The 22,298-nt window shown below is 72.6% G+C and carries 20 protein-coding genes; 10 read left to right on the plus strand and 10 right to left on the minus strand.

What is annotated here, in order from left to right:
* Positions 1–355: 355 nt before the first annotated feature.
* From ACZ4SW_RS00750 to ACZ4SW_RS00765, 4 genes are all read left to right on the plus strand, one after another.
* Complete coding sequence (locus tag ACZ4SW_RS00750; RefSeq protein ID WP_468236081.1) at positions 356–1,366, plus strand: polyprenyl synthetase family protein; 1,011 nt, start codon at positions 356–358, stop codon at positions 1,364–1,366.
* A 305-nt stretch (positions 1,367–1,671) separates the two neighbouring features.
* Positions 1,672–2,892, plus strand: coding sequence for a LolA family protein (locus tag ACZ4SW_RS00755; RefSeq protein WP_468236083.1), 1,221 nt, complete (start codon positions 1,672–1,674; stop codon positions 2,890–2,892).
* A 40-nt stretch (positions 2,893–2,932) separates the two neighbouring features.
* Positions 2,933–3,931, plus strand: a complete 999-nt coding sequence (locus ACZ4SW_RS00760) for an ABC transporter ATP-binding protein (RefSeq protein ID WP_468236086.1) — start codon at positions 2,933–2,935, stop codon at positions 3,929–3,931.
* A complete protein-coding gene (locus tag ACZ4SW_RS00765) occupies positions 3,918–4,793 on the plus strand; it encodes an ABC transporter permease (protein ID WP_468236088.1) in 876 nt (291 codons plus the stop codon). Before ACZ4SW_RS00760 ends, ACZ4SW_RS00765 begins: the two co-directional genes overlap by 14 nt.
* 35 nt (positions 4,794–4,828) lie before the next feature.
* On the opposite strand, the gene ACZ4SW_RS00770 is transcribed toward ACZ4SW_RS00765, so the two are convergent.
* From ACZ4SW_RS00770 to ACZ4SW_RS00780, 3 genes are all read right to left on the minus strand, one after another.
* Positions 4,829–5,422, minus strand: coding sequence for a flavodoxin family protein (locus ACZ4SW_RS00770; protein WP_468236091.1), 594 nt, complete (start codon positions 5,420–5,422; stop codon positions 4,829–4,831).
* A 152-nt stretch (positions 5,423–5,574) separates the two neighbouring features.
* A complete protein-coding gene (locus tag ACZ4SW_RS00775) occupies positions 5,575–6,117 on the minus strand; it encodes an NUDIX hydrolase (RefSeq protein ID WP_468236093.1) in 543 nt (180 codons plus the stop codon).
* A 2-nt stretch (positions 6,118–6,119) separates the two neighbouring features.
* Complete coding sequence (locus ACZ4SW_RS00780) at positions 6,120–6,656, minus strand: DUF6668 family protein (RefSeq protein WP_468236096.1); 537 nt, start codon at positions 6,654–6,656, stop codon at positions 6,120–6,122.
* 253 nt (positions 6,657–6,909) lie between these two features.
* Here ACZ4SW_RS00780 and ACZ4SW_RS00785 point away from each other — a divergent pair, with 253 nt between their 5' ends.
* Positions 6,910–8,709, plus strand: a complete 1,800-nt coding sequence (locus tag ACZ4SW_RS00785) for a tetratricopeptide repeat-containing protein (RefSeq protein ID WP_468236098.1) — start codon at positions 6,910–6,912, stop codon at positions 8,707–8,709.
* Positions 8,710–8,713: 4 nt separating this feature from the next.
* Here the strand turns inward: ACZ4SW_RS00785 and rarD are convergent, their stop codons facing one another.
* Positions 8,714–9,700, minus strand: coding sequence for an EamA family transporter RarD (rarD, locus tag ACZ4SW_RS00790; protein ID WP_468236101.1), 987 nt, complete (start codon positions 9,698–9,700; stop codon positions 8,714–8,716).
* Positions 9,701–9,837: 137 nt separating this feature from the next.
* Complete coding sequence (locus tag ACZ4SW_RS00795; RefSeq protein WP_468236103.1) at positions 9,838–10,692, minus strand: SDR family oxidoreductase; 855 nt, start codon at positions 10,690–10,692, stop codon at positions 9,838–9,840.
* Positions 10,693–10,783: 91 nt separating this feature from the next.
* Between ACZ4SW_RS00795 and ACZ4SW_RS00800 the strand changes: the two genes are divergently transcribed.
* Complete coding sequence (locus ACZ4SW_RS00800) at positions 10,784–11,191, plus strand: winged helix-turn-helix transcriptional regulator (RefSeq protein ID WP_468236106.1); 408 nt, start codon at positions 10,784–10,786, stop codon at positions 11,189–11,191.
* 13 nt (positions 11,192–11,204) lie between these two features.
* On the opposite strand, the gene ACZ4SW_RS00805 is transcribed toward ACZ4SW_RS00800, so the two are convergent.
* The 5 genes from ACZ4SW_RS00805 to ACZ4SW_RS00825 form a co-directional block, all read right to left on the minus strand.
* Entirely contained in the window at positions 11,205–12,284 is a 1,080-nt protein-coding gene (locus ACZ4SW_RS00805) for a 2-oxoacid:ferredoxin oxidoreductase subunit beta (protein WP_468236108.1), read from the minus strand.
* On the minus strand, positions 12,277–14,205 hold the full coding sequence (locus ACZ4SW_RS00810) for a 2-oxoacid:acceptor oxidoreductase subunit alpha (protein WP_468236110.1): 1,929 nt from the start codon (positions 14,203–14,205) through the stop codon (positions 12,277–12,279). The genes ACZ4SW_RS00805 and ACZ4SW_RS00810 overlap by 8 nt, the downstream gene beginning before the upstream one ends.
* Positions 14,206–14,495: 290 nt before the next feature.
* Positions 14,496–15,155 (minus strand): LuxR C-terminal-related transcriptional regulator, encoded by a 660-nt coding sequence (locus tag ACZ4SW_RS00815; protein WP_468236680.1) that lies wholly within the window; start codon positions 15,153–15,155, stop codon positions 14,496–14,498.
* A 680-nt stretch (positions 15,156–15,835) separates the two neighbouring features.
* A complete protein-coding gene (locus ACZ4SW_RS00820; protein ID WP_468236113.1) occupies positions 15,836–17,185 on the minus strand; it encodes a sensor histidine kinase in 1,350 nt (449 codons plus the stop codon).
* A gap of 129 nt (positions 17,186–17,314) precedes the next feature.
* Positions 17,315–18,517 carry a sensor histidine kinase gene (locus ACZ4SW_RS00825; RefSeq protein ID WP_468236115.1) on the minus strand — a complete coding sequence of 401 codons (1,203 nt, stop codon included), beginning with the start codon at positions 18,515–18,517 and terminating at the stop codon, positions 17,315–17,317.
* A 423-nt stretch (positions 18,518–18,940) separates the two neighbouring features.
* Between ACZ4SW_RS00825 and ACZ4SW_RS00830 the strand changes: the two genes are divergently transcribed.
* The 4 genes from ACZ4SW_RS00830 to ACZ4SW_RS00845 are packed head-to-tail and all read left to right on the plus strand — an operon-like array spanning position 18,941 to position 22,246.
* A complete protein-coding gene (locus tag ACZ4SW_RS00830) occupies positions 18,941–19,342 on the plus strand; it encodes an NADH-quinone oxidoreductase subunit A (RefSeq protein ID WP_468236117.1) in 402 nt (133 codons plus the stop codon).
* Positions 19,333–19,953 (plus strand): NADH-quinone oxidoreductase subunit B, encoded by a 621-nt coding sequence (locus tag ACZ4SW_RS00835; RefSeq protein WP_468236120.1) that lies wholly within the window; start codon positions 19,333–19,335, stop codon positions 19,951–19,953. Before ACZ4SW_RS00830 ends, ACZ4SW_RS00835 begins: the two co-directional genes overlap by 10 nt.
* On the plus strand, positions 19,950–21,281 hold the full coding sequence (locus ACZ4SW_RS00840) for an NADH-quinone oxidoreductase subunit C (protein WP_468236122.1): 1,332 nt from the start codon (positions 19,950–19,952) through the stop codon (positions 21,279–21,281). The genes ACZ4SW_RS00835 and ACZ4SW_RS00840 overlap by 4 nt, the downstream gene beginning before the upstream one ends.
* Complete coding sequence (locus ACZ4SW_RS00845) at positions 21,278–22,246, plus strand: complex I subunit 1/NuoH family protein (protein WP_468236124.1); 969 nt, start codon at positions 21,278–21,280, stop codon at positions 22,244–22,246. Before ACZ4SW_RS00840 ends, ACZ4SW_RS00845 begins: the two co-directional genes overlap by 4 nt.
* Positions 22,247–22,298 lie beyond the last annotated feature (52 nt).

Genomic DNA, 22,298 nt, shown 5'->3' on the forward strand with positions numbered 1-22,298 from the left:
CCGGTTCAGCCGCTTCCCGGGAGCCGGATGTGCGCCCGGCCGGGTGACGGCGCCGGCCGGGTGACGGCGCGGGGCGGGACGGCCGGGGGCGACCGGGTGCGGGCGGTCATGTCGCTCCAAACCCGCTCGTATCACCTGATCAAGAACATGCCGCTCGTGATCCGATACGGCCCGGCCTGGAACAGCGGGCACTCGTGGTGATCGAAACCTGACCGGATACGCTGACTTGAGTGATGGCGGCGACAGATCGACAAACTCAGTGAGCCATGTCGACGGGCGACGTCATCGACCAAGTGACCGACCTCGCTACCGACCGTGTGATCGTCAGCAGACGTCAGCAGACAGGAGACCTCACGTGACCGTCGTCGGGCCGTTCGGGCTGAGCGTGCGGGACCAGGCTCTGGAAGCCGATGTCCAGGCCGGATTGGCCGCTGTCGAGGAAGGGCTGCTCGACGCCACGAAGAGCGAGGTGCCCTTCATCACGCAGGCGGCGCAGCACCTCGTGCACGCGGGCGGGAAGCGGTTCCGGCCGCTGCTCGTGATGCTCGCGGCACAGTTCGGCGACCCGTACGCGCCGGGCGTCGTCCCCTCGGCCGTCGTCGTCGAGCTCACCCACCTCGCCACGCTGTACCACGACGACGTGATGGACGAGGCCGAGGTGCGCCGCGGGGTGCCCAGCGCGAACAGCCGCTGGGGCAACTCGGTGGCGGTCCTCACCGGCGACTTCCTGTTCGCCCGCGCGTCCCACATCCTGGCCGACCTCGGCCCCGAGGCGGTCCGTATCCAGGCGGAGGCGTTCGAGCGGCTCGTCACCGGCCAGATCCTGGAGACGGCGGGCCCGCGGGACGGCCGTGACCCGGTGGAGCACTACCTGGACGTCCTCGCCGGCAAGACGGGCTCCCTGGTGGCGGTGGCATGCCGCTTCGGCGCGATGATGTCGGGCGCCGACGAGACGGTCGTGGACGTGCTCACGCAGTACGGCGAGCGTCTCGGTGTGGCGTTCCAGCTCGCCGACGACGTCCTGGACATCGCCTCCGACAGTCACGAGTCCGGCAAGACCCCGGGGACGGACCTGCGCGAGGGCATCGCCACCCTGCCGGTCCTGCGCCTGCGTGAGCGCGCGCAGCGCCACGGGCTGCCGGAGGACGTCGCCCTGTGCGAGCTGCTGGAGTCCGACCTCACGGACGACGCCCGCCACGCCGAGGCCCTCGCCCGCCTCCGGGTCCACCCGGCCCTGGAGCAGGCCCGCCGTGACGCCGTCCGCTACGCGGAGGACGCCCGCTCGGCCCTCGCCCCGCTGCCCGACAACGGCGCGAAGGCGGCCCTGACGGAGTTGTGCGACGCGGTGGTGCACCGGGCCGGGTGACGCCCGGCGCCCCGTACCCCGCCCGGCGTGAGCCGCGTCACACGTCGCTCGGCGCTCCCTGACGACCCCTACGGGTGGGGCACCGCGCCCCGCCCGTCATGTCATACCCCAGAAGTACGCGGAGTTGGCCCCGCGGTCTGACGCTTCTCTTCCGCCGATTTGGTCCTATGGAGAGGACCACCTCACACGAATCCGGGTGAGAATGGCGGCGTAGGGGGTGGGGGCGTCCCCCGGCTCGAGAGAAGTCGAGAGCTCGGGGAGTGCGCAGACGACAGGCCGCCGCCGATGACGGAGGTAAGGCACACATGGCACCGTACGAATCCGACGACAGCGCACCCACCGGGGAGGTCGAGGACGTACGCGACGGCCGGCGCAGGGCCGCGCGGTACGTCGTCCCGGTCACGGTGGTGGGCGTGGCGGCGGCGACCATCGGGCTCGTCCCGGCGTTCGCCGGATCAGGGGACCCCGACCTGCCGAAGATCAGCGCGCAGCAGCTCATCGAGAAGATCTCCAAGTCGGACGTCCAGCGGATGTCCGGCACGGTGACGATCAGCACGGACCTGGGCCTGCCCGACCTGGGCGGCCTGGAGAACAGCCTCGCCTCGGGTGCGCTCTCCCAGGGCGGGCAGAGCAAGGGCGACTCGGCCGCCGACCCCAGCTCCAAGCTGCTGGAGCTGGCCTCCGGCACCCACACCGTGCGGGTCGCCGCCGACGGCCAGGACAAGCAGAAGCTGTCCCTCATCGAGAAGGCCGCCGAGTACAGCGTCATCCGCAACGGCGACCAGGTGTGGGCGTACGACAGCGCGTCCAACCAGGCCTACCACGCGACCGGCGCGGGCGAGCACAAGAGCGACCGGGCGGCGCCGAAGGACGTGCCGGCCACGCCGCGGGACTTCGCCGATCAGGCCCTGAAGGCGGCCGACAAGACCACCTCCGTGACGGTCGACGGCACGGCGCAGGTCGCGGGCCGGGACGCCTACAAGCTGCTCATCCGGCCGAAGCAGTCGGGTACGACGGTCGGCGCGATCAGCATCGCGGTGGACGCGAAGACCGGACTGCCGCTGAAGTTCACGCTGACCCCGGCCAAGGGCGGCGCGGCGGTGCTGGACGTGGGCTTCACCCAGGTCTCGTTCGCCAAGCCGGCCGCGTCGACGTTCGACTTCACGCCGCCCAAGGGCACGAAGGTCACCCAGGGTGACGACGCCAAGGCCGGGCACGAGGCACCGCGCAAGGAAACCGGCGGGACGCCCTGGGGCAGCGCGCCGAAGACCCTCGGCGAGGGCTGGAACGCCATCTATGTGTTCGACACCGGCAGCAAGGGCGGGGTGCCGTCCGGATCGCCGTCCGGCGACGGCGCGGCCTCCGGCTTCCTCAACTCGCTCGGCGACCACGTCACGGGCAAGTTCGGCTCGGGCACGGTCTTCTCCACCCGCCTGGTCAACGCCCTGATCACGGACAACGGCAAGGTGTACGCGGGCGCGGTCACCAAGGACGCGCTGGTCAAGGCGGCGAACGCGGGGAACTGACCCCCGTACGGCGTACGGACGAAGGGGAGCGGAACAGTCCATGGAGGAACTGCCCGCCGCGGAAGCGGAGTCGGACGACTCATCGGCACGGGCGGCGAGTGACCCGCAGGCACCGGTCATCGCCACCCGCGCCCTCACCAAGCGCTACCGCGGCGGGCAGCTCGCCGTGGACGGGCTCGATCTGACCGTCCCGGCGGGCAGCGTCTTCGGCTTCCTCGGGCCGAACGGCTCCGGCAAGACCACCACCATCCGCATGCTGATGGGCCTGATCGAGCCCACCTCGGGTTCGGCACGCGTGCTGGGGCGGCCCATGCCCCGGGCCTCCCGCGCCGTGCTCCCGCACATCGGCGCCCTCATCGAGGGCCCGGCGCTCTACGGATTCCTCTCCGGCCGCGACAACCTCCTGCGCTACGACGCCGCCGACCCCACCGCCGACCCGCGCACCCGGCGTGCCCGTGTCGCGGCCGCCCTGGACCGGGTCGGCCTCACGGCGGCCGCGGGCAAGAAGGCGAAGGCGTACTCCCTGGGCATGAAGCAGCGCCTCGGTCTCGCGGCGGCCCTGCTCCAGCCCCGCAGACTCCTCGTCCTGGACGAGCCGACCAACGGCCTCGATCCGCAGGGCATGCGCGAGATCCGCACCCTGATCAGGGAACTGGCCTCCGACGGCACGACCGTCTTCCTCTCCTCCCACCTGCTCGACGAGATCGAGCAGGTCTGCACGCACGCGGCCGTGATGGCGCAGGGCCGGCTGATCGCGCAGGGTGCGGTGGCGGACCTGGTGGCCGGGGCGCGCGGACGTCTGGTCGTGACCACCCCGGACATGACCGACGCGGCACGCGTCCTGAAGGAACAGGGCGTGGCCGACGTGGTGGTGGAGGAGAACCGGGTGACGGCCGAACCCCCGGACCGGGAACTTTCCGAGGTGAACGCGGCGTTGGTCACGGCGGGAGTCCGCGTACGCGGCTTCGGCGTCGAACGTGCCTCCCTGGAGGACGCGTTCGTGGCGCTGACGGGGGAGGGGTTCGATGTCGCAGGCTGAGGCGGCCGGGGCGCTGCGCCGGCCGAGCCCGCTGTGGACGTTCGGCCTGCTGCGCAGCGAGCTGGTCACCACGTTCCGGCGCTGGCGCACGCTCGCCCTGCTGGCCGTGCTCGCCGCCGTGCCGATCCTCGTCGGGATCGCCGTGAAGATCGAGACCAGCGACGGGTCCGGCGCACGGGGCGGGGGCGGCGGCCCGGCCTTCATCGCGCAGATCACCAACAACGGCCTGTTCCTGGTGTTCACCGCGCTCGCCGCGACGCTCCCGTTCTTCCTGCCGATGGCGATCGGCGTCATCGCGGGCGACGCGATCGCGGGCGAGGCGAACTCCGGCACCCTGCGCTATCTGCTGGTCGCCCCCGCGGGCCGTACCCGCCTGCTGCTCACCAAGTACGCCACGACGATCGCCTTCTGCCTGATCGCCACCCTCGTCGTCGCGGTCTCGGCGCTCGCGGTGGGCGCCCTGCTCTTCCCGCTGGGCGACCTGACGACGATCTCCGGTACGCGCATCGGCTTCGCCGAGGGCCTCGGCAGGGCCCTGCTGATCGCGCTGGTCGTCGCCGCGTCCCTGATCGGGGTGGCGGCCCTCGGACTGTTCATCTCCACGCTCACGGGCAGTGGCATCGCGGCGATGGCGACGACCGTGGGGCTGCTGATCACGGTCCAGATCATGGACCAGATACCGCAGCTGCACGCGCTCCAGCCGTACTTCTTCTCGCACTACTGGCTGTCCTTCGCGGACCTGATGCGCGACCCGGTCTACTGGCACGACCTGATACGCAACCTGGGCCTGCAGGCCCTGTACGCGGCGGTCTTCGGCTCGGCGGCGTGGGCGCGGTTCACGGCGAAGGACATCACGGCGTAGGCGGGCGGACAGGGGCTACGCGGGCGCGTGTGCGGCTACGCGGTGCGCACCGATTCGTACGGGAAGCGGGCGAGCGGCGGCTCCTGAGCGAAGAAGGTCTTCGCGCGCGTCAGCGCTGCCGTGTCCTCGAGGACGTCGCCGGGCTTGCTGCCGTTGCCGAGCAGGACCCCGCCGAAGCGCATTCCCATATAGGCGGCCGAGTTGTTGAGCGTGCCGACCAGCGGATCGGCGACCGACGGCTCCCGGTCGGCGAGGACGGTGACCCCCCACAGGGTGCGCCCCGCCATGGTCGTCTTGAAGTCGAGACCGGGGGTGCGCAGCCAGGCGGACCAGTGGTCCAGGTAGCGCTTGGTGTGGGAGGACACCGAATACCAGTACAGCGGGGAGGCGATCACGATGTCGGTCGCGGCGAGGGTGGCGTCCAGGAGCAGCGCGAGGTCGCCCTCCTCGGGCCGGGTGTGGTCGGCGTCGTGCCGCAGGTCGTCGAAGTCGGGGAGGGGATGCCCGGCGAGCGGGATCCACTGCTGCTCGACGTCACCGGGCAGCTGCTCGGCGGCCCGGCGCGCGAGCAACTCGGTGTTGCCACCGGTGCGGGCACTGCCGAGGACGAAGAGGAAGCGGCGGGCCATGGGAACCTCCCGGACGGAAGACTGAATGCACACACATTAAATGTGCATGCAATTAATGTCCAGCCCTCCGCCGCCCGCACGCGTCCGCCATCCGCACGCGTCCGCCATCCGCACGCGTCCGCCGTCCGCACGCGTCCGCTGCCCCACCCGTGTCAGCCGCTCACGTCCGGCGCGAGGTCGAGCAGCAGGGCCATCACGCCCACCAGCGTGGCGCTGCTGACGATCTCACCGCGTTCGATCATCGCCCGCACCCGCGGCAGAGGGATCCACTCGAGGCGGTCGGACTCGTTGCGCTCGGTCGGCTCGCCGACGCGCGTGGCGTCGTCCGTACGGAAGACGAAGTGCCGGGAGTCGGTGACACCGGCCGCGGGCTGCGCGCACAGGAGCGGCCGTAGCGAGCCCGCACGCCATCCGGTCTCCTCCTCCAGTTCACGCCCTGCCGCGGCGGCGGGCTCCTCGCCGTCCTCGACGAGGCCCATGGGCAGCTCCCAGGCCCATGTGTCGGTGACGAAGCGGTGCCGCCACATCATGAGCACGCGCTGTTCGCGGTCGACGGCCGCGGTGACGGCGACGTCGCGCAACCGCACCACGTGGTACTCGCAGCGCGTCCCGTCGGGCTGTTCGACGTCGAGCGCCCGCAGCCGCACCCAGGGCGTCTCGTACAGCGCCCGTTCGCCGTACACGGTCCAGCGCATGCTCAGCGCCCCCCCGGCCCGCCCGACGGCGTGAACGCACCGAGCAGGCGGGCGAGTGGCCCGCACTCGCGCGGCGGCCGCCCGCCCAGATCGCCGGTGCGCCACGCCGGTACCCAGGGCACGCGGTGGACGCCGATCACCGACTCGATCGCCTTGACGCGCTGGGCGAGCGGGCGGGGCAGCCGTCCCGGCGCGTCCGCGACCAGCACGACGGCGTCGAGCGCCAGGCCGGGTGGGGCTCCGCCGTGCCGGAAGGCGTCGAGGTGGCCGAGGACGGACCCCAGACCGGTGGCGTGCGTGCGGGCCACCAGCAGCACCGAGGAGGGTTCGCCCTGCTCGGGGCGGGGCCAGGCGCGGCCGGCGTCCAAGCCGCCGAAGACGGTGGCGAGCGTCGAGGTGCCGGCACCGCCGTGGGCGGCCACCCAGGCGAACCGGTGCGCTCTCGCGGTGCCCCGGGACGCGGGCCGTGCCCCGGCGTCGACCGGCCCGCGGACCCATATCTCCGGCCCGCCGGGCCCCTGCCGCGCGATCCCGTGCATCGCCTCTCCTCGCTCGCTCCTCGCCCCTCGATCTTCACCTGCGGGGCGCGGGACCGGTACCCGGGCCCGGTTCCTGGGACGAGGCTGTGACGCGGCGGTGACGCGGGGACGAGGGCGGGGGCGGGAGACTCGAGGGGGTGTGCCGTACGTCCCCGCACCCGGGGTGGGGGACGGAAACGAGGGGAGCCGATGCCGTATGGAGGCGGACGACATCGGAGTCCTTCCCCGACCGACCGACCCGAGTGAGGGAACGATGTCTCGACTCAGCCGCGAACAGAAGCGGGGCCGCACCTTTGCCGGGGCCGCGCCCGAGGGGGGTGCCGGGTCGGGAGTGGTGGCGCCGCTGGAGGTCCGCGTGCCGGCCGGGGCGCGGGACGGGGTGCCGGACTCGGGGGCGACGGTGGACGGGATGCCGGTGGCCGCGGGCCCCGGGGAGCCCGTGCAGCAGGCCGTCCTGAACCACCTGCACCGCCTCGCCCGCGCCATGGGGCACCCGGTCCTCGCCTCGGTGGACGACGAGCGGATCGGCTATGTCGTACCGATCCGGGTGTACGTCGACGGCTCGAGCGAGTTCGCGGGGGAGCCGGTACGGAGGGGAGCGGCGCCCGCGGCCGCGGAGCACGGCGGTCCGGCTCCGGCGCCGGCCGACCCGGCCGCGTACGACGACGCCCGGCAGCCGACCCCGGGCACCACGGCCCCGACGTTCCCCCTGAAGGCGGTCCACGACCCGAACACCCCTTCGCAGGCCCCGGTGACCCCGCCACCGGACGACCTCGAGGCGGACACCCGGGTACTGCGCACCGTGCCGAGGACGACGGCACCCTCGCCGACAGACTCGCCCGCGCCCGCGCCGGGACGGGAGCCCGCCGGGTCCGCGGCCGGTGGTTCCGCAAGCGCGCCCGGGGCCGCCGAGCCCGCTGCCGGACCCTGGGCCGCCGAGTCCGTTGCCGCTCCCGGGGCCGCCGATCCCGTTGCGGGACCCGGGCGCGCCGAGTCCGTTGCGGGACCCGGGCGCGCCGAGCCCGCTGCCAGCCCCGGGCCCGCCGTGCCCGTCCCCGAAGCCGTCCCCGCACCCCCCGGCCGTCCCGCCCCCGAAGCCGCCCCCGCACCCCCCACCCGTACCGTCGCCACGATCGCCGTGCCCGAGCACGTCGCCTTCATCACCGCGATGTCGGGGCCGGCCCAGGCGCTGCCGGGTGCCCTGGACGACGGTGGCGCCCCGGTGTCGTCCGCACCGGCGGTGCCCGGCACCGTCTCCCCGCCGACGGGAACGTTCGGCCCGCCGCCGGTCATGCCGGCCGCAGCGCCCTCCGCCCCTGCCGCTCCCGGGGTCCCCGAGCCCCCCACCTGGCCCGCGCCCGCCCCCTCCTTCGCGCACACGCCCGAAGTCGCCGCGCCTCCCACCACGGACGCCGACCCCGACTCCGACCTCGACGCCTACTCCGCCCCCGGCCGGAAGCCCGCCCCCGCCCCCGCCCCCAAGGCCGCTCCCCTCGCCGCCGGCCAGGACGACGAGGCCAAGGAGCCGCCCGTGCGGGAGTTCGACTCCGTGGCCGAGGCCGTGCTCGGGGACGCGCCGGACGGGTCCGCGGCCGGGCCCATGGCCCGGATCAGCGCGGCCGTGAAGCAGGGCCGTATCGAGGAGGCCGCCGGGCTGGCCGAGCAGGCCGTCGCCGAGTCGGCCGCGGCCCTCGGCGACGAGCACCCCGACGTCCTGCGCCTGCGCGAACTCACCGCCTACATCGCCTACCTGGCGACGGACCCCCTGCGTTCGTTCCGTCTGTCGCTGGACCTGGCCCGCATCCGGCACCGCCTCGGCGACCCGCGCGGGGCGTACGGGAACGTGCAGAGCGCGGCCGCCGCCTGGCGCGCCGTGCGCGACCCGCTCGAGGGGCTGCAGCTCGGCCGGGACCTCATCGCCGTGTGGACCGAACTCTCCGCCGAGGGCCCCGCCGCCGACGACCTCGAGCAGCTCGAGAAGGCCCGCAGCCGCATGGGCCGTCTCGCCGAGCGCGCCCGCGAGGCCACCGGCGAGCCTCCTGCCGCCGGGTAGGCGGCTACGGCGTGGCGTCCACCGGGTCGGCGTCCGCGGCCCCGCTCACCCTCCCGGGGGCGACACGCGCACCCGGGACCGTCCCGCCGAGCGCCCGCGCGGCCCGCCGCGCGGTGCGCAACGCGTCCGCCGTGAGCAGCGCCAGCGCCAGCCAGACCAGCGCGAAGCCCGCCCAGCGCTCGGGCGGCATCGCCTCGTGGAAGTAGAGAATGCCCAGCAGGAACTGGAAGACGGGCGCCAGGTACTGCAGCAGCCCCAGCGTGGACAGCGGCACCCGTATGGCCGCCGCGCCGAAGCAGACGAGCGGCAGGGCGGTGACCACCCCGGTCGCGGCGAGCAGCGTGGCGTGCCCCGCGCCGTGGGACGTGAACGTCGACCGGCCGTGCCCCGACAGCCACAGCAGATACGCCAGCGCCGGCACGAACTGCACGGCGGTCTCCGCGGCCAGCGACTCGATGCCGCCCAGGCTGACCTTCTTCTTCACCAGCCCGTAGGTGGCGAAGGAGAACGCCAGGCACAGGGAGATCCACGGCGGGCGGCCGTAGCCGATCGTCAGGACCAGGACGGCGGCGAAGCCGACCGCGACCGCCGCCCACTGCGCCGGCCGCAGCCGCTCCTTGAGGATCAGTACGCCCATGGCGATGGTGACGAGCGGGTTGATGAAGTAGCCGAGCGAGGCCTCCACCACATGGCCGCTGTTGACGGCCCAGATGTACACGCCCCAGTTGACGGTGATGACCGCCGCGGCGACGGTGATCAGCGCGAGCCGGCGCGGCTGCCGCAGCAGTTCGCCCGCCCAGGCCCAGCGCCGCAGCACCAGCAGCGCGAGGCCGACCACGGCCAGGGACCACACCATCCGGTGGGCGAGGATCTCCACCGCTCCGGCGGGCTTCAGCAGGGGCCAGAAGAGCGGGACGAGCCCCCACATTCCGTACGCCGCGAAGCCGTTCAGCAGACCTGTCCGTCGCTCACCCTTCGGCTTCCCGGCCACGGATCCCTCCCTCATCTCGCGACTGCCCCGGTGCAGCCTCCACGAAGGTAGCGCGAGGACCCCCGCCTGTCATGCCCGTATCGGCATACGGTCATGACAGGCGGGGGTCGGGAAGCTCAAGGGCCCGAAGGGGGAGTTCAGCCCTTGAGCGCGGTGGTGATCGCCTCGGCGAGCGGGGTGGTCGGGCGCCCGGCGAGGCGGGAGAGGTCGCCGGTGGTGACCTCCAGCTCGCCCTTCTCGATGGACGCGTCCACGCCGGCGAAGACCGCGGCGAGCGGCTCGGGCAGTCCGGCGCCCTTGAGGATCTCCACGTACGTCTCGACGGAGACGGGGTTGTAGGCGATCTCCTTGCCGGTCTGCCTGCTCAGCTCGGCGGCGTACTCGGCGAAGCCCCATGCCTCGTCGCCGCCCAGCTCGTACGTCTTGTTCTCGTGGCCCTCGCCGGTCAGCACGGCGACGGCGGCGGCCGCGTAGTCGGCGCGGGAGGCGGAGGAGACGCGGCCGGCGCCGGCGGCCTGGACGACGGCGCCGTGCTCCAGGACCGGGGCGAGGTTCTCGGTGTAGTTCTCGTGGTACCAGCCGTTGCGCAGCAGCACGTACGGCACGCCCGAGTCCAGGATCGCCTGCTCGGTGGCCCGGTGGTCGTCGGCGAGGGCGGCCTTCAGGCTGCCGGGCGCGCTGGTGTAGGCCAGGAGCGCGACTCCGGCGGCCTTGGCGGCGTCGAGGACGACCTGGTGCTGCTGGACCCGGCCCTTGTCGAACTCGTTTCCGGAGATCAGCAGCACCTTGTCGCCGGCCGAGAAGAGGCCGTCGAAGGTTTCGGGAGCGTTGTAGTCGGCGACCGCGATCCGCACACCGCGCTCTGCGAAGTCGGCGGCCTTCTCCGGGGTGCGGACGACCGCGGTGATCCGGTCGGCCGGAACCTTCTCCAGCAACTGCTCCACCACGTGGCGGCCGAGGTGTCCGGTGGCTCCGGTGACGACGATGCTCATGACGTGACTCTCCTTGTGGGGTGCGTTCGACACTCACCCTAGGAGGTGCGCTAACTAAGCGAAAGTACCCACTTTGAAGTAAGGTACTGGCATGAAGGTAAGTGCTGTGGCCGCCGACAGGCGCGACGCCGCCGAGGCGATGTGCCCGTACCGCCTCGTCCTGGAGCACGTCACCAGCCGCTGGGGCGTCCTCGTCCTGATCGAGCTCCTCGACCGGTCCCTCCGCTTCAGCGAGCTGCGCCGGGCGGTCGGGCGGACCGCCCGCGTCAGCGAGAAGATGCTCGCCCAGACCCTGCAGACCCTGGAACGCGACGGCCTGGTGCACCGGGACGCCAAGCCCGTGATCCCGCCCCGCGTCGACTACTCCCTCACCGACCTCGGCCGCGAGGCCGCCGAGCAGGTGCGGGCGCTGGCGCTGTGGACCCATGACCGCATGCCGGACGTGGAGAAGGCCCGCCGGGCATACGACGAGGCCCGGGCGGACGCCCGGGCCTTGTGAACGGCGGCACCGCTCAGCCGACGACGGTCCAGGTGTCCCCGCCGGCGAGCAGGGCGGCCAGGTCGCCCTTGCCGTTCTGCTCGATGGCGGCATCGAGCTGGTCGGCCATCGCCGTGTCGTAGACGGGCCGCTCCACGGACCGGAACACCCCGATCGGGGTCTGGTGCAGGGTGTCCGGGTCGGCGAGGCGGGAGAGCGCGAAGGCCGTGGTGGGGGAGGCGGCGTGCGCGTCGTGGACCAGGATGTCCGCCTCGTTCTCCGGGGTGACGGTGACGACCTTCAGGTCGCCGGTCTGCCGGTCCCGTACGACACCGCGCGCGCCGTCGGTGCCGAAGCGGATGGGCTGCCCGTGCTCCAGCCGGATCAGGGCCTGCTCGGCGCTCTGCTTGTCCTTGAGGGCGTCGAAGGCGCCGTCGTTGAAGATGTTGCAGTTCTGGTAGATCTCGATCAGCGCCGTGCCCGGGTGGGCCGCGGCCTGGCGCAGCACCTCGGTCAGGTGCTTGCGGTCGGAGTCGATCGTGCGGGCCACGAAGGACGCCTCGGCGCCCAGCGCCAGCGAGACGGGGTTGAACGGCGCGTCGAGGGAGCCCATCGGGGTCGACTTGGTGATCTTGCCGACCTCGGAGGTGGGCGAGTACTGGCCCTTGGTCAGGCCGTAGATCCGGTTGTTGAACAGCAGGATCTTCAGGTTCACGTTGCGGCGCAGCGCGTGGATGAGGTGGTTGCCGCCGATGGACAGCGCGTCGCCGTCACCCGTGACCACCCACACGCTCAGGTCGCGCCGCGAGGCCGCCAGACCGGTCGCGATCGCGGGCGCCCGGCCGTGGATGGAGTGCATGCCGTACGTGTTCATGTAGTACGGGAAGCGCGACGAGCAGCCGATGCCCGAGACGAAGACGATGTTCTCCCGCGCGAGGCCCAGCTCCGGCATGAAGCCCTGGACCGCGGCGAGGATCGCGTAGTCACCGCAGCCGGGGCACCAGCGCACTTCCTGATCGGACTTGAAGTCCTTCATGGACTGCCTGGCCACGGCCTTGGGGACGAGCGAGAGCGCCTCGATCGTGCCCGTGCCTTCCGTGGTCGTCTCAGCCATCGATGGCCTCCTTGAGCGCCGCGGCGAGCTGCTCCGCCTTGAACGGCATGCCGTTGACCTGGTTGTAGGAGTGGGCGTCGACCAGGTACTTCGCCCGGATCAGGGTGGCGAGCTGGCCGAGGTTCATCTCGGGGATCACCACCTTGTCGTAACGCCCCAGCACCGCGCCGAGATTCCGCGGGAACGGGTTGACGTGCCGCAGATGGGCCTGCGCGATCGACTCCCCGGCCACGCGCAGCCGGCGCACGGCCGCGGTGATCGGCCCGTACGTCGAGCCCCAGCCCAGCACCAGGGTGCTCGCTCCGTCCGGGTCGTCCACCTCCACATCGGGTACCACGATTCCGTCGACCTTCGCCTGGCGGGTGCGGACCATGAAGTCGTGGTTGGCGGGGTCGTAGGAGATGTTGCCGGTGCCGTCCTGCTTCTCGATGCCGCCGATGCGGTGCTCCAGGCCCGGCGTGCCCGGGACCGCCCACGGGCGGGCCAGGGTCTGCGGGTCGCGCTTGTAGGGCCAGAACGCCTCGGTGCCGTCGTCCAGGGTGTGGTTCGGGCCCTGCGCGAACTGGACCCGCAGGTCGGGCAGTTCGTCCAGCTCGGGGATGCGCCACGGTTCGGAGCCGTTGGCCAGGTAGCCGTCGGAGAGCAGGAAGACCGGGGTGCGGTAGGTGAGCGCGATCCGGGCCGCTTCCAGGGCGGCGTCGAAGCAGTCCGCCGGGGTGCGCGGGGCGACCACCGGGACCGGGGCCTCGCCGTTGCGGCCGTACATCGCCTGCAGCAGGTCCGCCTGCTCGGTCTTGGTGGGCAGGCCGGTGGACGGGCCGCCGCGCTGGATGTCGACGATCAGCAGCGGCAGCTCCAGCGAGACCGCGAGACCGATGGTCTCCGACTTCAGGGCCACACCCGGGCCACTGGTCGTCGTGACCGCCAGCGAACCGCCGAAGGCCGCCCCCAGGGCCGCGCCGATGCCGGCGATCTCGTCCTCGGCCTGGAAGGTGCGCACGCCGAAGTTCTTGTGCTTGGACAGCTCGTGCAGGATGTCCGAGGCCGGGGTGATCGGGTACGAGCCCAGGAACAGCGGCAGGTCCGCCTGACGGGAGGCCGCGATCAGGCCGTACGCCAGGGCCAGGTTCCCGGAGATGTTGCGGTAGGTGCCCACCGGGAACGCCTTGACGGCCGGGGCCACCTCGTAGGAGACCGCGAAGTCCTCCGTCGTCTCCCCGAAGTTCCAGCCGGCGCGGAAGGCGGCGATGTTCGCGGCGGCGATGTCCGGCTTCTTCGCGAACTTCGTCTTCAGGAACGCCTCGGTGCCCTCGGTGGGCCGGTGGTACATCCAGCTCAGCAGGCCGAGCGCGAACATGTTCTTGCTGCGCTCGGCCTCCTTGCGGCTGAGGTCGAAGTCCTTCAGCGCCTCGACGGTGAGCGTGGTCAGCGGCACGGGGTGGACGTTGTAGCCGTCCAGCGAGCCGTCCTCCAGCGGGCTGGCCTCGTAGCCGACCTTCTGCATCGCGCGCTTGGTGAACTCGTCGGTGTTGACGATGATCTCCGCGCCGCGCGGCAGGTCGCCCACGTTGGCCTTCAGGGCGGCCGGGTTCATGGCCACCAGCACGTTCGGGGCGTCGCCCGGGGTGAGGATGTCGTGGTCGGCGAAGTGGAGCTGGAACGACGACACACCCGGCAGGGTCCCGGCGGGGGCGCGGATCTCGGCAGGGAAGTTCGGCAGTGTGGACAGGTCGTTGCCGAAGGACGCCGTCTCCGAGGTGAAACGGTCGCCGGTGAGCTGCATACCGTCACCGGAGTCCCCCGCGAACCGGATGATCACCCGGTCCAGCCGGCGCACGTCCTTCGTGCCCGCCGGTTTGCGCTGTTCTCCTACGACGGCTCCGTCCGCCTGTCCCGCTGGACTGCTGACCTGGCTGGTCACTGAACTGGACCTCCCTCGAGGCGGCTGTCTGGGAGCGGCCGTCCCACCGGTCCTCCCAGGATCAACCCTACGTCGGTAAGGGTCGCCTTCCCTCGGCCGTTCGCATGATGGACACCCTTGTGAGACGGTCTGGCGCCCCGATTCGTCATGATGTGCCCCATTTCCCGGGCTGCTGGTGAAGACGCTCCCCGTTCATCCTTTGGTGCTGGTACTGCGAAGGTGCTCGGCGACGCCGGAACCCCGGTGGGGGTCCGGAACGGGCCCCCGATGCCTGACACAGTGTCAGTCGATCAGGAGTTGAGATAGGTGAGCACGGCCAGAACACGCCGGTGATCCCCGTCACTCGGGGAGAGGCCGAGCTTCAGGAAGATGTTGCTGACGTGCTTCTCGACGGCTCCGTCGCTCACGACGAGCTGCCGGGCGATCGCGGAGTTCGTCCGCCCCTCGGCCATCAGTCCTAGGACCTCCCGCTCCCGCGGGGTGAGCGCCGCCAGCACGTCCTGCTTGCGGCTCCGCCCGAGCAGCTGTGCGACCACCTCGGGGTCCAGCGCGGTGCCGCCCTCGGCGACCCGCACCACGGCGTCCACGAACTCGCGGACCTCGGCGACCCGGTCCTTGAGCAGATAGCCGACGCCGCGACTGGAACCGGCCAGCAGTTCGGTGGCGTACCGCTCCTCCACATACTGCGACAGAACGAGCACACCGAGCCCGGGATACATCCCGCGGAGCTGTACCGCGGCCCGGACCCCCTCGTCGGTGTGGGTCGGCGGCATCCGCACGTCGGCGACGACGACGTCGGGCAACTCACCGCGGTCCGCCAGCTCGGTGATGGTCTTGATCAGCGCGTCCCCGTCTCCCACGCCGGCGACGACGTCATGCCCGCGGTCGGTCAGCAGCCGGGTCAGCCCCTCCCTGAGCAGCACAGAATCCTCGGCGATGACGACCCGCACCCTGTCCTCCACGATCCCCGGCCCCCCACACCTGTCTCCGCTCCGAACAACAGGCACCAGCATCCCAGGCTCACCCGGCACGCGCGGCAGCCGACGGCCGAAAGCGGGGGTGTCGGGCTGATCGGCGGGGTGAGGGCGGGCGGCGACAGGGTGAATTACGTGTGGGGGTCGGGGGTCGGGGGTCTGGGCTGGGCTGCGCGTGGGGGTCGGGAGGTCTGGGCGGAGCCACGCGCGGGGGCCTGGGCAGAAGCCACGCGGGGTTCGGGGCCGCAAGCCCCCGAGCGGGGCCGGGACGCGGTCCCCGGCGGGGGCAGTGCGGCAGACGTGGCGCGAGGCCATGGGCGGGGGTCCTGGGGGCGCGGCCCCCGGGCGAGCCCCTGGTGAGGCAGTCCCCGGGCGGGGGTCCTGGGGGCGCGGCCCCCGGGCGAGCCCCTGGTGAGGCAGTGCCCGAGCGGGGGTCCTGGGGGCGCGGCCCCCGGGCGAGCCCCTGGCGAGGCAGTCCTCCGGGCAGGGGTCCTAGGGACGCAGTCCCCGGGCGAGCCCCTGGCGAGGCAGCCCCCGGGCAGGGGCCCTGGGGACGCAGTCCCCGGCGGGGGAGTCCGGGGGCGGAGCCCCCGGGGACGGGACGGGTAAGGGCGGCGGGGGCGCAACCCTCCAGCGCGGCACCGCAGGGTGCCGTCCTACGCCCGCCAGGGCAACTCCGCGGTGATCCGCGTGGGCCCCCCGACCGGCGAATCCACCACCAGCACGCCGTCCACGGCATCGAGCCGCCCCGCCAGCCCCGCCAGCCCCGACCCGCCGGAGGCATCCGCGCCCCCGACCCCGTCATCGGTCACCTGCAGCAGCAGCCGGTCCTCCGACCGCCAGACGTCCACCGACGCCCGGGACGCCCGCGCGTGCTTGCTCACGTTCTGCAGCAGCTCCGACACCGTGAAGTAGGCGATCCCCTCGATCGCCGGGGCCGGCCGGGACGGCAGGTCCACGTCCACCTCCACCGGCACGGCGCACCGCGAGGCCACCGCCGACAGGGCCGCGTCCAGCCCCCGGTCCGTCAGCACCGCCGGATGGATCCCCCGGGCGAGGTCCCGCAGCTCCTGCAGCGCCGTCTTCACCTCGCCGTGCGCGTCCTCCACCATCCGTGCCGCCGCCTGCGGATCCTCCGTCAGCTTCTCCTTCGCCAGCCCGAGGTCCATGGCCAAGGCCACCAGCCGGGCCTGCGCCCCGTCGTGCAGATCCCGCTCGATGCGCCGCAGGTCCGCCGCCGCCGTGTCCACCACCGCCCCGCGGTCCGACTCCAGCTCCACCACCCGGGTCGCCAGCGGCGACGGCCCGAGCAGCTCGTGCACCAGCAGCCGGTCCACGGTCGTCAGTCCCCGCACGATCCAGGGCGTGGCCAAGGTGATCAGCAGCCCCACCAGTGCGGTCACCGTGATCTCGAACGGGTTGTCGAGGTAGACGTGATGCGTTTCGTCGGCGTAGAGCTGAATCCCGCCCTGGCCGACGTACATCGGAAAGACCCAGAACCACAGCGGATAGGTCAGCAGCGCCCACCCGCACGTCCAGAAGCCGACCGCCACCGGGAACGAGAACACCGCCCACGGGAACTGCAGCACCGTGTACAGCATGTGCCGCCATGACGCCCCGCTCCTGAGCAACGCGGCCATCCACGCCATCGGCCCGCGCCCGTTCATCCGCAGCGGCTCCGGAGCGGCCACCTCCAGCCCCAGCAGCCCCCGCGCCCGGGCCCGCTCCAGCGCCCCGAACCCGCGGCACCCGGCGAGCGCCGCCGCGAGCACCGGGATGCCCAGGAACGTCACCAGCAGCCCCGCCCCGATCGAGAACATCGTGACGCTGTAGACGAACATCGCGATCCCGACCGGCAGGCTCAGCAGCAGGTAGCAGAACTCGCCCCAGCTACGCGCCTCGACCGGCGCCCGCAGCGCCAACGGAAGCCGGTGCGGCCGCCCCCCGGCGCCCGGCGATTCGGGGCCGCCCCACTCTCCGTACCCGTGTCCGTACTGCGTCGCCATCGGCTCGTCCGTTCTCCTGATCGTCCACCCCGGTTCGTGTCTCCACCCTGCTGTGCTCGCGCCCGCCCGGCCATGGAGCGCGTCGGCGTCTTGGACCGGGGGTTTTCCCCACCCCGTGCCGCCTCGCAGCTAGCTCCGCCGCCTTCCCTCGTCCCCGCGGTCCCGCCACGGCAGTTCCGCCGTGATCGTCGTGGGGCCGCCCACCGGAGAGTCGACGACGAACAGGCCGTCGACCGCGTCCAGCCGCTCCGCGAGCCCCGCCATGCCCGTGCCGCCGTCGAGGCGCGCGCCCCCGCGGCCGTCGTCCCACACCTGGATCATCAGCCGTGCCTCCGCCCGCCACACCTCCACGGAGGCCGACCTGGCCCGGCTGTGCTTGCTGATGTTCTGCAACAGCTCGGAGACCGTGAAGTACGCGATGCCCTCGATCGCCGCGGCCGGTCTCGCGGTCAGGTCCACGGTGACCTTCACCGGCACGGTGCAGCGCGTGGCCACCGACGACAGCGCGGCGTCGAGGCCGCGGTCGGTGAGCACCGCGGGATGAATGCCGCGGGCGAGGTCCCGCAGCTCCTGCAGCGCCAGCTTGACCTCGCCGTGCGCCTCCTCGACCATCGCCGCCGCCGAGTCGGGGTCCTCGAGCAGCTTCTCCTTGGCGAGGCCGAGCCCCATCGCCAGGTTCACCAGGCGCGCCTGTGCGCCGTCGTGCAGGTCGCGCTCGATGCGCCGCAGGTCGGCCGCCGCCGTGTCCACGACCACTCCACGGTCGGACTCCAGTTCGGCGATGCGCCGCTCCAGCTCGTCCGAGGGGGACAGCAGGCCGCGCACCATCGCCCGGTCCACGTTGCTGAGCCCGCGCGCGAGCAACGGCAGGAGGGGCCACAGCACGAACAGCGACACGAACGTCAGCGTGAAGCTCAGGACCCCCCAGGGCAGCCGGATGAAGTCGTACAGGAGCGTCCGCCAGCCCACCGGGTCCTTCAGCGTCATCGACAGCCACTGCACCAACCCGCCACTCCTGCGCAAGGGCAGCGGGGTCGGCTCCTCCACCCGCACCCCGAGCAGCACCCTGGCCCGTACCCGCTCCAGCTTGCCGAGCTGCCGTGCGCCCAGCAGCCCGACGGCGAGCAGCGGGACACCGATCACGGTCACCGTCAGCGCGCCGCCTGTGACCAGCACCGTGACCACGTACGGGAACCCGATCAGTGACATCGGCAGATTCGTCAGAAGATGCGCGATCTCCCGCCATGTGTGCCCGTCCAGAGCCATGCGCACGGGCGGCGGCCGCTCGCCGTCGAGCACGCCCCGGCTCCTACTGCTACCGCGTTCGGTCATGTCCCCCCGGCCCCGTTCCGTCATGCACCCGTCCCCGTCCCCGTCCCCGTTCCGCCCTGCCCGGACCGTTCGGCCCGCCGTGACCCCTTCGGTCACGTACCGGCCCCGTCCGCTCATCTCCCCGGCCTCGTACGGCGGTGTCCGCCAGCCTGCCGCGCCCCGCGGCGTCGCACCATGAGGCCGGCCGCCGTGGCTCCCTGGGGATGTCCCCACCCTGCGTCGATCCGCCCGGCGCGAGGCGTGATCCGGGCCGTACCGGGGGTACGTGGTCGGAGCCGTACCGCGAGTACGGCGTGTACCAGGACATCTCGAGGTGCGACGGGCTGCTTACCCTCTCTTTAGCAGGGCCTAGACTCCCGTGCGTACAGATCGTCGAATCACAGGATTCACCAGGGTCACGAGGTCAGGGAGCGAGGGGCTGACGTGCCGCATCCGACCGCCGTCGCTGTCGTGGCGGCGGACTACTTCCGGTCCTACTCCGTCGTCGGGCTGCTCGCCGTCGTCGGCGTGCTCTTCGTCGCCGTCGCCTTCGGCGCGGGCCGGCTGCTGCGCCCCGTCGTGCCCACGCCCGAGAAGCTCCTGACGTACGAGTGCGGCGTCGACCCCGTAGGCGAGGGCTGGGCCCACACGCAGGTCCGCTACTACGTCTACGCGTTCCTGTACGTGATCTTCGCGGTCGACTCGATCTTCCTCTTCCCGTGGGCCACGGTCTTCGCCGATCCGCGGTACGGCGCGACCACCCTCGTGGAGATGTTCGTCTTCCTCGGCTTCCTGGCCGTGGGACTGCTCTACGCGTACAAGAAGGGGGTCCTGGCATGGACGTGAACCCCTCGACCACCGAGGCCTCCGGCCCCGTGCTGCTTCCGGAGCCCAAGAGGCTGGGTGCCCTGTCCCGGCTCGCCCCCGAGCCGATGAAGGTGATCCTGAACTGGGGACGCCGCTACTCGCTGTGGGTCTTCAACTTCGGCCTCGCCTGCTGCGCGATCGAGTTCATCGCCGCCTCGATGGCCCGCCACGACTTCATCCGCCTGGGGGTCATCCCGTTCGCGCCGGGTCCGCGCCAGGCCGACCTGATGGTGGTGTCCGGCACGGTCACGGACAAGATGGCCCCGGCCGTCAAACGCCTGTACGAGCAGATGCCCGAGCCGAAGTACGTCATCTCCTTCGGCGCGTGCTCGAACTGCGGCGGACCGTACTGGGACTCGTACTCCGTCACGAAGGGCGTCGACCAGATCATCCCGGTGGACGTGTACGTTCCCGGCTGCCCGCCGCGTCCCGAGGCGCTGCTCCAGGGCATCCTCAAGCTCCAGGAGAAGATCGCGCGCGAGTCGCTGGGGGAGCGGTACGGGTCCTCACGGCCGTCCACCGCGGCCCTGCAGAGCGGCCTGGTCCAGCCGCCCACGGCCACGGAACCGGGCTCCCGGGAGGAGCGATGACCGCCGTCGGCTGGCTGCCCGCGTCCGCCGAGGACCTCTTCGGCCCGGACGCCACGGCCGAGGAGTCGTACGAGGTCCTGACCGTCGACGTGCCCCCGACGGGCTGGACCGAGGCGCTCCGGGTGGCGCGCGACGAGCTGGGCTGCACGTACTTCGACTGGCTGAGCGCGGTCGACGAACCGGGCACCGGACTGCGCGTCTCGGCCCATGTGGTGGCCCTGGCCCCGGTCCGCCGTCTGCTGCTCCGTACGACCGTCCCGCACGCGGCGCCCGTCCTGCCCTCCGCCGTCCGCGTCTACGCCGGCGCCGCCTGGCACGAACGCGAGACCCACGAGATGTTCGGCGTCACCTTCGAGGGCCACCCGGCGCTGGACCACCTGCTCCTGCCCGACGGCTTCGAGGGCCACCCGCTGCGCAAGGATTTCGTGCTGGCGGCCCGGGTCGCCAAGGCGTGGCCCGGAGCCAAGGAACCGGGAGAGTCGGACCACGGCGGCCCCAAGCGCCGCCAGATGCTGCCCCCGGGCGTCCCCGACCCCAACGAGTGGGGCCCCCTCAAGGGCCAGCTTCCCCCGGCACCCGCCCGCCCGGCCCGAGCGGCGGGCCGGGCGGCGGGAGAACGCCCCGTCCGCCGCACCCGCACGGCCGCGGAGGGCTCCGCGAGCCAGGCACCGGCCGTCGGCGAGCCCACGGAGACGGCGGCGCCGCCGCGGCGTGCCCGCAGCGCGTCGGAGGGTTCGGCCTCGCAGCGCACGGCGGGGGAGACGGCGCCGACGGCTCCCGCCGGTCCGCGCCGCGCCAGGAGCGCTTCCGGCGGCTCGGCCTCCCAGCGGGCCGAGGGCGGCGCCCAGCCGACGGCTCCTGCCGCAGGGCCACGCCGTGCGCGGAGTGCGTCCGAGGGGTCGGCTTCCCAGCGTGCCGAGGCCCCGGCAGCCGAGCGCACGCCCCCTCGGCCCGCCGTCGCCCCGCGCAGCTCGGACGCGCCCTGGCACCACGCCCGCCCGGCCTTCGACGCATCCGAGCCCGCCACCCCGGAGCACCCGGCCAAACCGGCGCCGGAACCCGCGGAGCCCGCGCCGGAAGCCGTGGAGCCCGCGACGGAGGCTGCGGAGCCGACGCCCGAAGCTGCGCAGCCCACGCCGGAAGCCGCGCCGCCCGTAGCCGCAGAAGCCGGCACCGCCCCCGTGGCCGAGCCCGACGCGACCGGCGACGAAGCCGACCGTGGCGTAACCGACCGTGGCGAAGCCCGCCCCGGCGACACCGAGCCCGACGGCGCGCGGCAGGCCCCGAAATCCCCGAACCCCGACGACCCCTCCGGAGGCACGCAGTGAACGGCGCTCTCGACGTCGCCCTGCGACTCGTCGTCGTGTTCGTCGTCTTCCTCACCTTCCCTCTGATCGTCGGTCAGACGGAACACAAGGTCATGGCCCACATGCAGGGCCGTCTCGGCCCCATGTACGCCGGCGGCTTCCACGGCTGGGCCCAGCTCGTCGCCGACGGCGTGAAGTTCGCGCAGAAGGAGGACGTCGTCCCGGCGGGCGCGGACCGCCGCATCTTCCAGCTCGCCCCGGCCGTGGCCCTGCTGCCGTACCTCCTGGTGCTCCTCGCCATCCCCATCGGTCCGAGCGAGGGCGCCGTCGGTCAGGTCGTCGACGCGGGCATCTTCTTCGTCCTCGCCGTCATGGGCGTCGGCGTCCTCGGCTCCCTCATGGCCGGCTGGGCCTCCGCCAACAAGTTCTCCCTCCTCGGCGGTCTCCGCACCGCCGCCCAGCTCCTCGCCTACGAACTCCCCATGCTGCTCGCCGCCGCCTCGGTGGCCATGGCCGCGGGCACCGTCTCACTCCCCGGCATCCTCGACGCCTTCCACTGGTGGTGGCTGCCCTGGCAGATCGTCGGCGCGATCGTCTTCTTCGTCGCCGGCCTCGCCGAACTGCAACGCCCGCCCTTCGACATGCCCGTCGCCGACTCGGAGATCATCTTCGGTGCGTACACCGAGTACACCGGCCTCCGTTTCGCCCTGTTCCTGCTCGCCGAGTACGCCGGGATCGTGGTTCTGTGCGGCCTGACCACCATCCTCTTCCTGGGTGGCTGGCACGGCCCCTGGGGCGACGCCGGACTCGGCTGGCTCTGGACGCTGCTGAAGACCGCGATCCTCGCCTTCGTCGTCATCTGGCTGCGCGTCACCTACCCCCGCCTCCGCGAGGACCAGCTCCAGAAGCTCTCCTGGACCGTCCTCATCCCCCTCGCCCTCGCCCAGATCGCCCTCACCGGCATCGTCAAGGTGGTGATCTCCTGATGTCCCGCCCGTCGCATGAACACCACCACGCAACGACGTCCTCCGGGCGACC

The sequence above is a fragment of the Streptomyces sp. NPDC028331 genome, from assembly GCF_055565775.1.

Excerpts from the sequence above, each read along its gene's own strand:
- ACZ4SW_RS00755 (WP_468236083.1), top strand. The coding sequence starts at position 1,672 with ATGGCACCGTACGAATCCGACGACAGCGCACCCACCGGGGAGGTCGAG.
- ACZ4SW_RS00795 (WP_468236103.1), bottom strand. The coding sequence starts at position 10,692 with ATGAGCATCGTCGTCACCGGAGCCACCGGACACCTCGGCCGCCACGTG.
- ACZ4SW_RS00820 (WP_468236113.1), bottom strand. The coding sequence starts at position 17,185 with ATGGCGACGCAGTACGGACACGGGTACGGAGAGTGGGGCGGCCCCGAA.
- ACZ4SW_RS00825 (WP_468236115.1), bottom strand. The coding sequence starts at position 18,517 with ATGACCGAACGCGGTAGCAGTAGGAGCCGGGGCGTGCTCGACGGCGAG.
- ACZ4SW_RS00775 (WP_468236093.1), bottom strand. The coding sequence starts at position 6,117 with ATGCGCTGGACCGTGTACGGCGAACGGGCGCTGTACGAGACGCCCTGG.
- ACZ4SW_RS00770 (WP_468236091.1), bottom strand. The coding sequence starts at position 5,422 with ATGGCCCGCCGCTTCCTCTTCGTCCTCGGCAGTGCCCGCACCGGTGGC.
- ACZ4SW_RS00800 (WP_468236106.1), top strand. The coding sequence starts at position 10,784 with ATGAAGGTAAGTGCTGTGGCCGCCGACAGGCGCGACGCCGCCGAGGCG.
- ACZ4SW_RS00760 (WP_468236086.1), top strand. The coding sequence starts at position 2,933 with ATGGAGGAACTGCCCGCCGCGGAAGCGGAGTCGGACGACTCATCGGCA.
- ACZ4SW_RS00805 (WP_468236108.1), bottom strand. The coding sequence starts at position 12,284 with ATGGCTGAGACGACCACGGAAGGCACGGGCACGATCGAGGCGCTCTCG.
- ACZ4SW_RS00785 (WP_468236098.1), top strand. The coding sequence starts at position 6,910 with ATGTCTCGACTCAGCCGCGAACAGAAGCGGGGCCGCACCTTTGCCGGG.
- ACZ4SW_RS00835 (WP_468236120.1), top strand. The coding sequence starts at position 19,333 with ATGGACGTGAACCCCTCGACCACCGAGGCCTCCGGCCCCGTGCTGCTT.
- ACZ4SW_RS00840 (WP_468236122.1), top strand. The coding sequence starts at position 19,950 with ATGACCGCCGTCGGCTGGCTGCCCGCGTCCGCCGAGGACCTCTTCGGC.
- ACZ4SW_RS00780 (WP_468236096.1), bottom strand. The coding sequence starts at position 6,656 with ATGCACGGGATCGCGCGGCAGGGGCCCGGCGGGCCGGAGATATGGGTC.
- ACZ4SW_RS00765 (WP_468236088.1), top strand. The coding sequence starts at position 3,918 with ATGTCGCAGGCTGAGGCGGCCGGGGCGCTGCGCCGGCCGAGCCCGCTG.